This is a genomic window from Bacillus smithii, assembly GCF_001050115.1.
GTDB classification, from domain to species: Bacteria; Bacillota; Bacilli; order Bacillales; family DSM-4216; genus Bacillus_O; species Bacillus_O smithii.
In genome coordinates, this window is sequence record NZ_CP012024.1 from 2,284,417 (window position 1) to 2,300,579 (window position 16,163).

General features: G+C 41.9%; 13 protein-coding genes. 1 reads left to right on the plus strand and 12 read right to left on the minus strand.

Annotated elements, in window-relative coordinates; translation table 11 throughout:
* Positions 1-58: 58 nt before the first annotated feature.
* The 11 genes from mtaB to gpr form a co-directional block, all read right to left on the minus strand.
* The gene (gene mtaB / locus BSM4216_RS10750) at positions 59-1,417 is read right to left on the minus strand and encodes a tRNA (N(6)-L-threonylcarbamoyladenosine(37)-C(2))-methylthiotransferase MtaB (protein ID WP_003355410.1); all 1,359 of its coding nucleotides are present in this window, start codon (positions 1,415-1,417) and stop codon (positions 59-61) included.
* A gap of 5 nt (positions 1,418-1,422) precedes the next feature.
* Positions 1,423-2,181: a 16S rRNA (uracil(1498)-N(3))-methyltransferase gene (locus BSM4216_RS10755; RefSeq protein ID WP_003355412.1), complete on the minus strand. Its 759-nt coding sequence runs from the start codon at positions 2,179-2,181 to the stop codon at positions 1,423-1,425.
* 18 nt (positions 2,182-2,199) lie between these two features.
* The gene (gene prmA, locus BSM4216_RS10760; protein WP_048623715.1) at positions 2,200-3,138 is read right to left on the minus strand and encodes a 50S ribosomal protein L11 methyltransferase; all 939 of its coding nucleotides are present in this window, start codon (positions 3,136-3,138) and stop codon (positions 2,200-2,202) included.
* A gap of 23 nt (positions 3,139-3,161) precedes the next feature.
* A complete protein-coding gene (gene dnaJ / locus BSM4216_RS10765; RefSeq protein ID WP_003355414.1) occupies positions 3,162-4,292 on the minus strand; it encodes a molecular chaperone DnaJ in 1,131 nt (376 codons plus the stop codon).
* A 170-nt stretch (positions 4,293-4,462) separates the two neighbouring features.
* Positions 4,463-6,289: a molecular chaperone DnaK gene (dnaK, locus tag BSM4216_RS10770; RefSeq protein ID WP_048623716.1), complete on the minus strand. Its 1,827-nt coding sequence runs from the start codon at positions 6,287-6,289 to the stop codon at positions 4,463-4,465.
* Positions 6,290-6,328: 39 nt separating this feature from the next.
* Positions 6,329-6,952 (minus strand): nucleotide exchange factor GrpE, encoded by a 624-nt coding sequence (gene grpE / locus BSM4216_RS10775; protein ID WP_048624499.1) that lies wholly within the window; start codon positions 6,950-6,952, stop codon positions 6,329-6,331.
* Positions 6,953-7,088: 136 nt separating this feature from the next.
* Positions 7,089-8,117: a heat-inducible transcriptional repressor HrcA gene (gene hrcA / locus BSM4216_RS10780; protein ID WP_048623717.1), complete on the minus strand. Its 1,029-nt coding sequence runs from the start codon at positions 8,115-8,117 to the stop codon at positions 7,089-7,091.
* A gap of 86 nt (positions 8,118-8,203) precedes the next feature.
* Positions 8,204-9,340 (minus strand): radical SAM family heme chaperone HemW, encoded by a 1,137-nt coding sequence (gene hemW / locus BSM4216_RS10785; RefSeq protein WP_048623718.1) that lies wholly within the window; start codon positions 9,338-9,340, stop codon positions 8,204-8,206.
* A gap of 179 nt (positions 9,341-9,519) precedes the next feature.
* A complete protein-coding gene (gene lepA, locus BSM4216_RS10790) occupies positions 9,520-11,346 on the minus strand; it encodes a translation elongation factor 4 (RefSeq protein ID WP_003355420.1) in 1,827 nt (608 codons plus the stop codon).
* Between the two features lie 326 nt (positions 11,347-11,672).
* Positions 11,673-12,863: a stage II sporulation protein P gene (spoIIP, locus tag BSM4216_RS10795; protein ID WP_003355421.1), complete on the minus strand. Its 1,191-nt coding sequence runs from the start codon at positions 12,861-12,863 to the stop codon at positions 11,673-11,675.
* Between the two features lie 127 nt (positions 12,864-12,990).
* A complete protein-coding gene (gene gpr, locus BSM4216_RS10800; RefSeq protein ID WP_048624500.1) occupies positions 12,991-14,100 on the minus strand; it encodes a GPR endopeptidase in 1,110 nt (369 codons plus the stop codon).
* Positions 14,101-14,352: 252 nt separating this feature from the next.
* On the opposite strand from gpr, the gene rpsT reads away from it, so the two are divergent.
* Positions 14,353-14,613: a 30S ribosomal protein S20 gene (gene rpsT / locus BSM4216_RS10805; RefSeq protein ID WP_003355423.1), complete on the plus strand. Its 261-nt coding sequence runs from the start codon at positions 14,353-14,355 to the stop codon at positions 14,611-14,613.
* A 129-nt stretch (positions 14,614-14,742) separates the two neighbouring features.
* Here the strand turns inward: rpsT and BSM4216_RS10810 are convergent, their stop codons facing one another.
* Positions 14,743-16,104: an IS1182 family transposase gene (locus BSM4216_RS10810; protein WP_048622333.1), complete on the minus strand. Its 1,362-nt coding sequence runs from the start codon at positions 16,102-16,104 to the stop codon at positions 14,743-14,745.
* Between the last annotated feature and the right edge of the window lie 59 nt (positions 16,105-16,163).

Below are 16,163 nucleotides of genomic sequence, written 5' to 3' on the forward strand. Positions count from 1 at the left end.
ATACGACGGAACTTGTATAAAAGCAAAAGAGAATGCCTCTAGTGCATTCTCCTTTCTTTTACGCTAAACGCGCAGCTTTTCCAGCGGGAACATCGTCATCAAGGACGCGGACAAACTGTGCTTCGTTGTATGGATAGCCGGCTTTTGTAATCTTCACTTTGACAAGCTTTCCTACCATGTCTTCTGAAGCAGGGAACACTACCTTTAAGTAATTATCGGTATATCCTTCGTACAGCCCGCTTTCTGGGTCTTCTTTATAACGTTCTTCCGGTATCACTTCCAGCACTTCCCCTTCGAACTGAGAAGCGTACTCTTTTGCCAATTGATCGGAAAGCGTAATGAGACGGTGAACCCGTTCATTTTTGACTTCTTCGTCAATTTGATTTTCCATTCTGGCTGCCGGTGTTCCCGTTCTTTTAGAATACGGGAATACGTGGAGCTCTGCGAATTTATGTTCTTTTACAAAGTTATAGGTTTCCATAAATTCTTCTTCTGTTTCTCCCGGAAAGCCCACAATCACATCGGACGTGACAGCTAATCCCGGAAGCGCTTCGCGCAGTCGATTTAACCGTTCCGCAAAAAACTCCATCGTATATTTGCGGCGCATTCTTTTCAACACAGTGTTAGAACCCGATTGCAACGGAATATGTAAGTGACGAACGACGATGTTGGAGCGGTCGATTACATCAATTACTTCATCCGTGAGCTGGCTCGCTTCAATAGAAGAAATACGCAGGCGCTTCAGCCCATGAACTTGTTCTTCTATGTCTCTTAATAGCATAGCCAGATTGTAATCTTTCATATCAGTCCCATATCCGCCTGTATGAATTCCGGTAAGAACAATTTCTTTGTAGCCGGCATCGACAAGCTGTTGCGCTTGGCGAATGACTTCTTTCGGATCGCGTGAACGCATAAGTCCCCTAGCCCATGGAATAATGCAGAATGTGCAAAAATTATTGCAGCCTTCTTGAATTTTTAAAGAAGCTCTTGTGCGATCCGTAAAGGCCGGAACGTCCATTTCTTCAAACACTCGGTTTTTCATAATGTTTTTGACAGCGTTGATTGGCTGCCGTTCCTTTTGATACTTCTCAACAAAATCAAGAATTTTCGTCCGATCTTGAGTGCCGATGACAATATCGACTCCCGGAATTTCCAAAACTTCCGCAGGCGATGTTTGCGCATAGCAGCCCGTGACACAAATAACAGCGTCAGGATTTTTTCGAACAGCACGCCGGATGACTTGACGGCTTTTTTTATCGCCTGTATTGGTCACCGTGCAAGTATTAATCACATAAATATCCGAAATAGAATCAAAATCAACCCGTTCATAGCCTGCACCTTTAAACAGCTGCCAAATGGCCTCTGTTTCATAGTGGTTTACTTTACATCCTAATGTATGGAATGCCACTGTCGGCATGTAAATCACCTCATTAATTCAAAATGATAGGAAATCGCGGATAAAGCATAAAGAGGAGCCGTTTCCGTCCGTAATATTCTTGGCCCTAAGCCGCACGGAATAAACCCTTTTTCAGACAATAAGGAAGCTTCTTCTTGGGAAAAGCCTCCTTCCGGCCCAAATGCGATCAACAGGGTGTCTTTTTGCTTTACATTTTTCAACGTTTCATAAAATTGCCGATGCTCTCCTTCTTTTGCCGCTTCTTCATAGGCAAATAATTTCCAAGTATAGCGGTCAGCCATTTCACATAACTTTTCAATCGAAACGGGCTCGTATATTTCCGGAATGACGGTTCGCTGAGATTGTTCCGCCGCTTCTTTCGCAATTTTTTCCCAGCGGACTACTTTTTTGTGCATCTTCTTTTCATCCCATTTTACGATGGAGCGCTCTGCCATAAAAGGCAAAAAAGAAGAAGCTCCAAGTTCCGTTCCTTTTTGAATGATCAGCTCTAGTTTATCTCCTTTTGGCAATCCGCTGGCCACCGTCACTTGGATCGGCAACTCCTTTTCATCACGGATCCATTTTACTACCGTGGCCCGGGCACAGTCGCTAGAAATTTCGTCCAAAACCGCCAACGCCGTTTGGTTTTGGCGATCAGAAAAAACAGCATAAAAATGGTCTCCGGCTTTCATTCTCATAACCCGCGACAAATGATGAAAATCTTCGCCTTTTATTCTAAATGACTGATCATCCTTTATTGGTTCGTGAATAAAGTAGCGCTGCACGCTGTCACCATCCAATCTCTACATTCGTTTGGCGATGATCGCCACCCAGTCTTCCATCAACATCGTTTCTTCTATCTTAAATCCGCAGTTTGTAAGGACCTCTATCACTTCTTGACGTTTTTTCTGAATAATGCCTGAAGTAATAAAATATCCCCCTGGTTTGACAACCTTTGCAGCATCCTCCGCAAATCTTACAATCACTTCCGCCAATATGTTGGCTACGACAACGTCAGCTTGTTCGGAGACCCCATCCAATAAATTATTTTGCTGCACTGTTACGACGTCTTGGACTTTATTTAATTTCGTATTTAACCTTGCGGCCCGAACGGCCACCTCATCTAAATCGAAGGCCATCACTTTTTCGGCTCCCAATAAGGCAGCACCGATGCTCAATACCCCGGAACCAGTACCGACATCGATCACTCTATCCCCCGGTTTGACGATCTTCTCCAACGCCTGCAAGCACATAACCGTCGTTGGATGGGTGCCGGTTCCAAACGCCATTCCCGGATCTAATTCAATGATCAGTTCATCGGTCGAAACGGGCTTGTATTCCTCCCATGTCGGTACAATCGTGAATTTCTCGGATACTTTGACAGGATTGTAATATTTTTTCCAAGCCGTCGCCCATTCTTCTTCATGCACTTCGCTGATCGTAACCTTATTTTCTCCGATATCAATGTCGAATAAGACAAGATTGTTGATTGCTTGCTTGATCTCTTCTACCGTTTCGCCAAGGAAACTGTTAATGGGAAGATAGGCTTTAATAATAACCCCTTCTTCAGGATAATCATCAGGATTTAGTTGATAAATTTCCCCGAATTGATCTTCCCTTTCTTTTTTCAACTCATAAGGATCTTCAATCACAACACCGCTTGCCCCAGCTTCGTGCAAAATGTTTGAAATAGGTTCAATTGCTTCGTTTGTTGTATGGATACTGATTTCCGACCATTTCATGTTTTGCTTTGCTCCGTTTCTTATTAATCGCGTTTAATTGCCCTTTTCACCTTATCAAACAACGATTCGTGTTGTTCATCTGGAATGGAACCGCCAATCTCCGCAAATTCACGCAATAATTGTTTTTGTTTTTCGGTGAGCTTCGTTGGCGTTACGACTTTCACAATGATATGCTGGTCTCCGACTCCATAGCCGTGCACATTCGGAGCCCCTTTTCCGCGCAGGCGGAATTTTGTTCCTGTTTGTGTGCCGGCAGGAATTTTCAATTTCACCTTGCCATGAAGGGTAGGGACTTCTATCTCGTCTCCCAATGCCGCTTGGGCAAAGGTAAGTGGCATTTCACAATAAATATCGTCTCCGTCCCGCTCGAAAAACTCATGAGGCTTTACATGGAATACAATGTACAAATCTCCAGGAGGACCCCCGTTAACCCCAGGTTCTCCTTGACCGGCCACACGCAGTTGTTGTCCATCGTCGATTCCAGCCGGTATTTTAATATGAATGCGACGTCTTTTTCTCACTTTACCGGTTCCGCCGCAAGTCGAACATTTTTCTCGAATGATTTGACCAGTGCCATCACAATGCGTACATACCCGTCGGTTGACAATGCGTCCAAATGGCGTATTTTGCTCCGTGCTGATTTGCCCGGTTCCGTGGCAATGTGGACAAGTTTCCGGTTTCGTTCCCGGCTTTGCTCCGGAACCGCCGCAAGTATCGCATGTTTCTTCCTTTGGAATTTGAATATCGGTTTCTTTTCCAAAAACGGCCTCTTCAAACGAAATGCTCATGGAATATTGCAGATCGGCTCCTGCTCTTGGAGCATTCGGATTTCTTCTTCTTGAACCGCCCCCGCCAAAAAATGTATTGAAAATGTCTTCAAAGCCGCCAAAACCATCAAAACCGCTGAATCCTCCGCCAAAGCCTTGATTTTGACTTGGATCCTCATGTCCAAATTGGTCATAGCGGGCGCGTTTTTGATCATCGCTTAAAACTTCATATGCCTCTTTCACTTCTTTAAACTTTTCTTCGGCGCCAGGTTCTTTATTGATATCCGGGTGGTATTTCTTTGAAAGTTTTCGATATGCTCTTTTAATTTCATCTTTTGAAGCGTTTTTACTCACGCCTAAAACTTCATAATAATCTCTTTTACTCATACCTAGAACACTCCCGCATCTCACATAAAGAATATTTTATCATTGAATCCAGCCGTTATGCAATGAAATCGTTAGCTGCGGTGAAAGGAAATGTTTGATGCCAATGAAGAAAAAAGCCAAAGCCATGAAGAACACCTGACTTTGACTTTTTTCTTTTCCTCAAACGGCCATTATTTCTTGTCGTCGTTCATTTCTTCGAATTCCGCATCCACTACATTGTCATCTTTTTTCTTGCTGTCATTTCCTTGTTGAGATTGTGCTTGTTGGGCTGCATTTTCATAAAGTTTGATGGAGAGGTTTTGAACGATTTCTTGAAGAGCCTCTTTCTTTTGGCGAATTTCTTCCAAATTATTTTTTTCAATGGCGGCTTTCAAGGCATCTCTAGCTTCTTCCGCTTTTTTCACTTCGCCGGCATCCACTTTTCCTTCCAGCTCTTTCAAAGTCTTGTCAACCGTAAAGACGAGCTGGTCAGCTTCGTTGCGAAGTTCTGCTTCTTCTTTGCGTTTTCTATCAGCTTCCGCATTTTCCTCTGCTTCTTTGACCATGCGTTGAATTTCTTCTTCGGACAATCCAGAGGACGATTTAATCGTAATTTTTTGCTCTTTTCCAGTTCCTAAATCTTTCGCACTAACGTTAACGATTCCGTTTTTGTCGATATCGAAAGTCACTTCAATTTGCGGTACTCCTCTTGGAGCAGGTGGAATATCCGTTAATTGGAAGCGGCCAAGTGTTTTGTTATCCGCAGCCATCGGGCGTTCTCCTTGAAGAACGTGAATATCCACAGCCGTTTGGTTATCAGCTGCAGTGGAGAAAATTTGCGACTTCGATGTCGGAATCGTGGTATTGCGTTCGATCAATTTCGTGAACACGCCGCCCATCGTTTCAATTCCGAGTGAAAGCGGAGTAACGTCCAGCAATACAACGTCTCTCACATCGCCTGTCAAAACTCCTCCTTGAATAGCAGCACCCATGGCCACTACTTCATCCGGATTGACCCCTTTATGCGGTTCTTTTCCAATTTCTTTGCGAATGGCTTCTTGAACCGCCGGTATACGAGTAGATCCCCCGACAAGTATAACTTTGTCGATATCAGCAGGAGTTAAACCGGCATCTTGAAGTGCTTGACGCGTCGGTCCCATTGTACGTTCTACCAGGTGCGCGGAGAGTTCGTCAAATTTAGCACGCGTCAAGGTCATTTCCAAATGAAGAGGTCCTGATTCTCCTGCTGTAATGAACGGCAAAGAGATTTGTGTCGTCGTTACACCGGAAAGATCTTTTTTCGCTTTTTCGGCAGCATCTTTTAAACGTTGCATAGCCATTTTGTCTTTTGACAAATCAATTCCGTTTTCTTTTTTGAATTCTTCCACTAAGTAGTCAATAATCACTTGGTCAAAATCATCGCCGCCAAGATGGTTATCTCCGGCAGTAGCGCGCACTTCAAACACGCCGTCGCCCAATTCAAGAATGGAGACGTCAAACGTTCCTCCACCAAGGTCGTATACTAAAATTGTTTGATCATCTTCCATTTTGTCTAATCCATAAGCAAGAGCAGCCGCAGTTGGTTCGTTGATGATCCGTTCGACTTCCAAACCGGCAATTTTACCGGCATCTTTTGTGGCTTGACGTTGTGCGTCATTAAAATAAGCAGGTACAGTAATAACCGCTTTATCTACTTTTTCTCCCAAATAGTCTTCTGCATAAGATTTTAAGTATTGTAAAATCATTGCAGAAATTTCTTGTGGAGTATATTGTTTTCCTTCAATTTCCACTTTATAGTCCGTTCCCATATGACGTTTAATGGAAATAATGGTATTCGGGTTGGTAATGGCTTGACGTTTTGCCACTTCCCCTACTTGTCTTTCCCCATTTTTAAAGGCTACAACCGAAGGAGTTGTACGGTTTCCTTCTGGATTGGGAATTACTTTCGGTTCACCGCCTTCAAGAACGGCAACACAAGAGTTTGTAGTTCCTAAATCAATCCCAATGATCTTGCTCATGTCTCATACCTCCTAACTTGTTATGTAAAACTTTCCGTCCTATTGATTTACTTTCACCATCGCAGGACGTATCACACGGTCTTTTAATTTATAGCCTTTTTGAAGTTCTTCCACTACGATGTTAGGACCAACCGTTTCATCGTTAGCCACCATGACGGCTTGATGAATATTTGGATCAAACTCTTTTCCAGCCGCTTCAATTTCTTCAAGTCCTTCTTTTTTTAAGGCTTCCAAAACACCATTGTAAACCATCTTCATTCCTTGAAGAAGAGATTTGGCTTGCTCATCAGAGACCGTTACTTGCAATGCTCGTTCAAAATTGTCCAGAACGGGAAGAAGGTCAGAGATTAAGCTTTGGGCTCGATACTTTTCGCTGGCTTGCTTTTCGATATTCACACGCCGGCGATAATTTTCGAAGTCCGCCAACAATCGCAAATAACGATTCTCTGCTTCCTCCAGTTTAGTCTCCAATTCTTTAATTTTTTGATTTTGCTTTTCGATATCTGTTTGATTTTCTTCTTGAACATTCTCCCCATTTTCTGGAGATTCTTCCGATTGTTCCTCGGATTCAGCTACTTGTTCAGAAAGTTCCGGTTTATTCTCAGTTTCAGACTGAAGTTCTTCGTTTTCTTTCTCTTTTGATTCTTGCTCTGTCTCATCCATCGATTGTTTTTTTTCTTCTGTCAATGGATTCACCTCCTTAAAATGGCGGAAAGTGGAAAGACAAAGAAAAAGAGAGCAGCCAGCCTAAAAGCCGGTCACCGCCCGCTATCAACACTCCTCAATATTTCCACCATGTTTAATTTTGATACAATTTTGTCAATACATTACTCAAACTATCGCTAAAAAACTGGAGCAGACTAATGACTCTTGAATATTCCATACGAGTCGGACCTAAAACGGCAATGGTTCCCACATGTTTATCTCCTATAGAATAGGAAGCCGTGATGAGACTGCAATCTTTCATGGCCAAATTTTTGTTTTCTCTTCCAATTTTCACTTGAATGCCGATTGGAATTTGGTTCAACAAACGGGCAATGCCTTTCTCTTGTTCAATCATATCCAGTAATAACCGAATTTTCTCGATATCATGAAATTCAGGCTGATTCAACATATTGGTCTTCCCGCCGAAAAATAATTTTTCATCGGCTGGAAGTTCTACCGCCCTCACCAGCGAGCGAAGAATATCGTCATAATTAGATATATGCTGGCGAAGCAGCGTTGCCACTTCTTTATATATGTGATCCTGCAAATTGTCAAGCGGAACGCCAAATAAACGTTCATTTAAAATATTGACCATTTTTTCTATATCGCCTGAACTGATCGTTTTCGGGAGAGTAAAGGTCCGATTTTCCACATGTCCAGTATCCGTCACAATGATGGCAACCGCCGTTTCCTTATTTAAAGGGACAATTTGGATTCTTTTTAATTTGTTCTCTTTTAATCTTGGCCCCAGCGCAATCGCTGTATAATTGGTCAGCTCTGATAAAATTTTCGCCGACTTTTGTACGATCCTCTCCATTTCATAAATCCTTTCAGCGAAGATGGAGCGGATCATCATAATATCTTGTTTATTGAGCTTCTCCGGATGAAGGAGATGATCAACGTAGTAGCGATACCCTTTTTCAGACGGAATTCTCCCTGATGAAGTATGCGTTTTTTCAAGAAATCCCAATTCTTCCAAATCAGCCATTTCATTGCGAATGGTGGCCGAACTAAAATGGATTTCGCTTTTTTTGGATAAACTGCGCGAGCCGACAGGTTGTGCAGATCGAATAAAGTCATCAATAATTGCTTGCAGAATCAGCAATTGGCGATCTGTTAACACCTTACATCACCTCTGTTAGCACTCTCTTCTATCGAGTGCTAAATCTATTAAATAACTTATCAAAAGGGGACTCCTCTGTCAATCATTTAACTAATGCCAAGAAAAGCTTGGAACACTTCATTTCCCAAAAACCTTCCTTTTTTCGTGAGACGGATAAAATCTCCTTGTACTTCCACTAGTCCTTTGTTTTCCATTTCTTTCGCAGGAGATGAGAAAATCTCCATAAGCTCTATCCCAAATTTATGATGAAAGCGAGTCATTGACACTCCTTCTGTTTTTCGCAATCCTAAAAACATTTCTTCTTCCATCTTTTCTTCTTGGCTGAGACTGATTTCTTCCATAACAGGAAACTGGCCGTTTTCCACCGGCGCCATATATTTTTTCAGCGGCCCGTAATTAGCTCGTCTCTTCCCATTCACATACGAATGTGCCCCAGCGCCAAACCCATAATATTCGCCATTATTCCAGTAAACAAGATTATGCTTGCTTTCATAGCCTTTTTTAGCAAAATTGCTGATTTCGTATTGATGAATTCCATGCCGTTCCATTTCATCCATCAGCAGATCATACATTTCCGCTTCCAAATCCTCGGATGGCAGCGGCAGCCTCCCTTTTTTCATTAAATTGTAATAAACCGTTTTCGGTTCAATGATTAAAGAATACGCTGAATAATGAGGAAGATCGAGTTGAAGCGCTTTTTCCAGCGACAACTGAAAATCCTCTTTCTTTTGTCCGGGAAGGGCATACATTAGATCAATACTGATATTTTCAAATCCTGCTTTGATTGCCATATCCACTGTTTTCACGACGTCTTTGCCCGTATGAGTCCGGCCGATTCTTTTCAGCAATTCATCATCAAATGATTGAACTCCTAAACTCAGTCGGTTTACGCCATAATGGTGTAGAATGGCCAATTTTTCTTTTGTTAAGTCATCCGGATTGGCTTCAAAGGTAAATTCTCCTTTTTGGAAAGGAAGAATGTCGCGGATCGTTTTGCAAAGCTCTTCCAGCTGGTCAGCTTCCAGCGCGGTGGGAGTCCCCCCTCCGACAAAGATCGTTTTCAGCTCTCGGGTGGGAAATGCTTCAAGAGTGATCCTCATCTCTTCTTTTAACGCTTTCAAATAGCGTTTAACCGGCTGGCCTTTCAAAAAGAACTTATTAAAATCGCAATAATAACAAATTTGTTTACAAAACGGTATATGGATATAGGCAGACTCGATCATGAAGTCTTCACCCCTTTCCTATTAAAAAGATCCTTGTACACAATCAGCAAAGTCCTTTACACGAAGTTGATCTATAAATAGGTCCAAGAAAAAAAAACGAGAAAGGGAAAGCGGAACTTCGCCTTCCCATTCGATCGTTCGTTTTCTATTTACAAAGAAACTTGATGATACAGTCGCTGTCATTTAGAGTCATCCATTTTTAATACTGCCATGAAGGCTTCTTGCGGTACTTCAACGGACCCTACTTGCTTCATCCGTTTCTTTCCTTCTTTTTGTTTTTCCAGCAGTTTTCGTTTTCGGGAAACATCTCCTCCGTAACACTTCGACAATACATTTTTCCGCATTGCTTTGATCGTGGATCTGGCTATGATTTTGCTCCCGATCGCGGCTTGTACCGGAACTTCAAATTGTTGTCTAGGGATTAAGTCTTTCAGCTTTTCTACAATCACTTTTCCTCTCTCATAAGCAAAATCGCGATGGACAATAAAGCTTAAGGCATCGACTTTCTCCCCATTCAGCAAAATATCCATTTTCACTAATTTCGACGGTTTGTATCCAATAAGTTCATAATCAAAAGAAGCGTACCCTTTTGTACTGGACTTTAGCTGATCAAAAAAGTCATACACAATTTCAGAAAGCGGAATTTCATATATAACATTGACGCGAGTGTCATCAAGATATTGCATATCGATAAACTGACCGCGCTTTGCTTGCGCCAGTTCCATGACAGCACCGACATAATCATTTGGGACCATCATGCTGGCTCGAACATAAGGTTCTTCGATCCGATCGATCTTCTGAGGATCCGGCATATTGGTCGGATTATCTACTTGAACTTCTTTCCCATCCGTCGTATGAACTTTATAAATAACGCTTGGCGCCGTCGTAATTAAATCAATTTTAAATTCACGCTCAATCCGCTCTTGAATAATCTCCATATGCAAAAGTCCTAAGAAACCGCAGCGGAAACCGAAACCGAGCGCTTGTGACGTTTCCGGTTCAAATTGCAAAGCAGAATCGTTCAATTGTAATTTTTCAAGCGCTTCGCGAAGATCATTAAATTTAGCAGAGTCGATAGGGTACATTCCGCAATAAACCATCGGATTTAATTTCCGGTAGCCGGGAAGCGGTTCAGAAGCCGGGTTGACTGCCGAAGTAATGGTATCACCGACTCTTGTATCACCGACATTTTTGATGGAGGCCGTTAAATAGCCGACATCTCCAACCATTAATTCATCCCGAGTGACAGGCTTAGGAGTTAACACACCCACTTCCGTAACCTCAAACTCTTTTCCCGTTGCCATCATTTTAATTTTGTCCCCGACTTTGACCGATCCATCCACTACACGAATATAGGCGATAACCCCTTTATACGGATCATATAAAGAATCGAAAATGAGCGCTTTCAAAGGGGCGTCAGGATCCCCTTCCGGAGGCGGAACCATTTCCACAATCTGCTCCAGTATCTCGTCGATCCCGATACCTGCTTTCGCTGATGCCAGCACGGCTTCCGAAGCATCTAATCCAATGACGTCCTCGATTTCTTGGCGCACTCTTTCCGGATCAGCGGCCGGCAAATCAATTTTATTGATGACTGGGATAATTTCCAAATCATTATCAATGGCTAAATAGACATTGGCAAGCGTCTGAGCTTCAATGCCTTGGGCAGCATCCACGACGAGAATGGCTCCTTCGCAAGCTGCCAAGCTTCTCGAAACTTCATACGTAAAATCGACATGCCCAGGCGTGTCGATTAAATGAAAGATATAGTCTTCTCCGTCTTTCGCTTTATACTTCAATTGAACAGCATTCAGCTTGATCGTAATGCCGCGTTCTCTTTCTAAATCCATCGTATCCAGCAGCTGATCTTTCATCTCCCGTTCCGATAGGGCGTTTGTTTTTTCAAGAATGCGATCAGCAAGCGTGGATTTTCCATGATCGATATGGGCGATAATGGAAAAATTGCGAATATGCTTCTGTCTATTCAGTTTTTCTTCCCGCTTCATACTCATTCACTCCTGTTTATCGGCACACGTACACTATTGTCGATTATAGCAGTCAGATTGCCAAGATTCAATGAAAACCTTTCTTGTCAAAAACGGTCTTCTAATCTTCCGCAATCCGTTCATATATTTGGCTGTTAAAACGGATTTATCCGATTTTAGCTGATGCGGCTAGTTCGGATATCACTCATGTGTTTCGAGATATTCACGGCGGTTATCCCTCTCTTAGTGGAAGAAGTATCTTTTTTCCTGCTTGAAAGAACGTTTTTACATAAAGAAGAGGGCGTCATAGCACCCTCTTCTTTTAAAAGCAGTGGATCATATGAATTCTACTGTTTTGAACGCTGAGTTTCGCCGGACTGATTCACTTTTTCTGCTTGCCAATAATAATCGCTGAAGGCATCGGCAAAGGCTTCACATGCTCTAGTGATTTCATCCATTGTATTATCCACTCCTCCCACCTCGATTAAAAATGCTTTGTCCGACAAATCTTGGTTGAATTTTCCGTTTGTGTTTTTGCCTTGCTTGACGATAACCCCTCTTGATAACCCAGGATATTTTTTTTCTAATCGTTTATGAAGCTCCGTGGCAAGGGCAGCATTTTTTTCATAATTCGGATGTTCAGCTCCGATAATAAAAGCGATTTTCGCATAGCTCTTTCCATGAATTCGAGTGGTGGTTGCATTTTTCCGCTGAGAATCACGGTGAATATCGATAAAATACTGTAAATCTCGATGACGTTTCATGGCCGAAGCGACAACTTGCCTTGATTCTTGGTAAGCCAATCCGTAGTCCCATCCACGTTTATTGAGTAAATCGACGATATCCGTCTTATCCACATAAGTGCCAATTCCCTTCTCTTCAAGCTTGCTTTTTAAAATTTCTCCCACTTTTGTGACATTTAGTTTTGAATTTTGCGCAGCATCCGGATCATTCACCCCGTTCAAATATGGCAAGTATGATTCATGGGTGTGGGTAAAATAAAGATATACGGTTTGTTTTTCGTTAGTCGACAGAGGAGGATTCTGTTTCTTTTCGGTCTCGAGATCCTTCGTGTTTTTCAAAGGCGCCTCCTTCTCTTTGCTTAATACTTCTTTTGGCGGTTCCGACTCAATCGGAAGGTTCGTATAGTTTGTCCCCTTTCCGGCTACGAGGATATAACCATCATAAATGGAAAATCCGGGGATTTCCCTGCCTAATAAACTTCGCTGATCTTTCATTTTAATATTCGTCGCAAATTGAAATAACACTTCATTCAGCGAAGGAACGCGGATATCTTTTGGTTCCTCTTTTAAAAACAACTTATTCTCCATCGTAAATAGATGATATAGGACCGCTCCCGATATATTTTTTGTCGCCTTATTCACAGAATTGGAGGATAGCCGGTATTCATTTTGAAACGTTGTTAAAATCCCCACCAAAGAAAAAACGGATAAAAGAGCGGCAAAAAAAGTAAAAGCTGCTTTTACGATAGTCGCAATGTCGATAGACAGGATATAGTGGGAGTTTGTTTTTTTCATCGTTCCACCCTTTCGTTTCAGTCTAGTAATATACCTATGACTTTCATAGAAAAGGTAGAACTTCTCTTTCCCGTTTTGGCAAAATCGTGATGCTTTCGATGATTTTGCCCAAAAAAAGCAGCCGGTTTCAGCGAGTGTAGAAACCGGCGTTATGCTGTCCAATAGCACTATGAAGAGCAGCGTTCAGACCATTAGCAATAATATTGGCAGTATCCTGAATAAACACGTCCACTTCTTTTGGCGTCACCATTAAATTGTGGCCAAGTGGAGCCAGAACTTCATGAATGAGCTTTCTTTTTTCTTCTTCACTTAAAGTGCCAATCAGCCCTAAAAACATTTTTCGCGGTTCCTCATCGGGAAGATCTTCCTCTGTTAATTTTTTCTTCTTCCCGAACAGAAAGCCGGCAGGTGCAAGTGCTTTAGAAGGCCGGTCTCCTTCTTTCATTTCTCGTCCGAAATGCTTAAGCATAAAATCAATCGTTTCGCTCGTAATCGACACTGCATCCAAAACAGTCGGCACTCCAATGGCAATAACCGGCACTCCTAAGGTTTGCTTGCTCAATTCTTTCCGTTTGTTTCCGACACCTGAACCGGGTTGGATGCCTGTATCCGATATTTGAATCGTAGCGTTAACACGTTCAATAGATCTTGAGGCCAGAGCATCAATCGCAATAATAAAATCAGGTTTTGATTTTTCAACCACTCCGTAAATAATGTCGCTCGTCTCAAGCCCCGTCAGACCCATGACTCCTGGAGCAAGAGCACTCACTTCCCGATACCCTTCTTCTACCGCTTCAGGCTGAAATTGAAATAAGTGCCTTGTCACTAGCACATTCTCACAAACGATCGGCCCTAACGAGTCGGGGGTGACATTCCAATTTCCAAGGCCGACTATTAAACAGCTGGCATCTTTAGAAATATGATTTTTTTGCAAAAACTGCGAGAATTCGTTGGCAAAAACGGCGGTTACTTCTTTTTGCAGTTCCGTGTTTTGCTCCCGAATTCCTTGAGCTTCAATCGTTAAATAATGACCGGCTTTCTTCCCGATTTTTTTCTCGCCTTCCTCCGTAATTTCCACATAGGAAATGTGGATGCCATTTTTGTCCTGCTCTTGAACAATGACTCCCTTAAGTTCTGATTTTTCTTTATCCTTCTCCTCAATCATTTCTTTCGCTTCTATCGCCAAATCCGTTCGAACGGCATATACGCTATAATCGATGTTTTTTTCTTTTTCCACTATGATCAGCCCTTTCCGAAACCACCTGTTTTGATTATTTTTCCCATTAGCCAAAGCTTCATTCCTTCGATATTACAAACGAACAGATGTTTTCCGTCATTGGCAAATCAGCTTCGCTTAAAGTTCGCTTTATCAATTCCAGTATTGCAATATCGGCATTCGTTTGATAGAATAACTTTTGTTCTTATTGTTTAAGAAAAGTGAAAGTCGAGTATCTATAAAAATCTCGATCGCTCACAGGAGGTGACAGAGATGCCAAATATTAAGTCTGCAATTAAACGTGTAAAAACAAATGAAGAACACAGAGCGAGAAACGCACAATTTAAATCTTCTATGCGTACAGCGATCAAAAAGTTCGAAGCAGCGGCTGTAAACAATGCCGATAATGCTCAAGAACTTCTCCAAAATGCGGTGAAGCTCGTCGACAAAGCAGCGGCTAAAGGCATTATTCATAAAAATACGGCAAGCCGTACTAAATCCCGCTTAATGAAAAAATTATCTGTCAACGCATAAATAAAAAAGGATGTCAAACGGACATCCTTTCAGAGTGTAGACAAAAGGCATCCGAATGTGCGCTTTCGGATGCCTTTTGTCACTTTTATGCTTTCAAATGTTTGGAATAGACCCCTCCAGGGGTCTATTTTATGTTATTGCTGGACTTTTCCATGTCCAGCAAGCCATCTTTTTCAAATTCATTGCAGCAAAAGTTAGCATCGCCTGCATGGACAATTTTTTTAGACCTCTTAAGGTTGTCCAACGCATACCATGCTTTTCCTTTGCATCAGCAAAAACACGTTCAATGGTTTCTTTCCGTCTTGCATAAATGCTCTTATTCTCTTGTGTATGCCGAAGATGATCAGCTTCCTCTAAATAAAATTCCCATACATGTCGCTGAATCAGTTTTTTATGCTCCTTACTTTGGGTGCACTTCGAAAGGAATGGACAATCTTTACACTGGACTGGATCAGAAAAATATTGACGATAGCCTTCCTTCGTCGTAGTTGCATATTTTAACACTTGTCCTTGCGGACAAAGATAACAATCGTAGTATTCATCGTAAACATACTCATGTTTTTTGAAATAACCATCCTTTGTACGAGGGCGAGTATAAGGTAAAGCAGGGGTCATATCATTTTCAAATATGTATTGGGCAACGGCGGGAGTTTTATATCCAGCGTCAGCAGCAACTACAACCGGTTTTCCATGTTTTTCTATGACTTTTTCAAGAAGTGGCTCCAATACGGAACTGTCATGAATATTCCCTGGCGTTACAATAGCCCCCAAAACAAAGCCATTTCGATCCGCAGCAGCATGGAATGAGTAAGCAAACTGTTTTGTTCGCTCGTCTTTTACGTAGTAACCACTTTCCGGATCAGTGGTACTTTCTTTTATTTCTTTATATTCTTCTTTCCCAAATTTATCTGGAGGAAATGGCTTTTTTCCATGTGCTTCTCGATCAGCATTTATCTCATCTTGTAGACGTGCTTGATAGGCTTTCGTTTCTTTTCGAACCACTTTCTTCTCAAATTTATGCTTATTCGCACTCGCTTTGACATGAGTAGAATCAATAAAGACATGCTCACTGCTTATCAGCTTCTTATCTGCAGCTTCTTTCAAAATGCGATAGAATATCTGTTCAAATAAGTCTGTATCCTTAAAGCGTCGCTCGTAGTTTTTCCCAAACGTTGAAAAGTGAGGTACCTTATCATAAAAACCAAATCCAAGAAACCAACGGTAAGCCAGATTCGTTTCGATTTCCTCTATAGTTTTTCGCATGGAACGAATACCGAAGGTATATTGGATGAAAGCCATTTTAATCAATACAACTGGATCAATACTTGGTCGACCTCTTTCCGATGAATACATGTCTTGAACAAGCGAATAGATAAATGAAAAATCAATAGCAGCGTCGATTTTACGAACCAAATGATCTGCAGGTACAAGTTGGTCTAAAGCTATCATTTCTATTTGATCACGATTCATCTGTGTATTTTTTGTTAGCACTTCATCCACCTCAATTCATTACGGTATCTTAATTATACAAAAAAGACTGTCGGCAAATC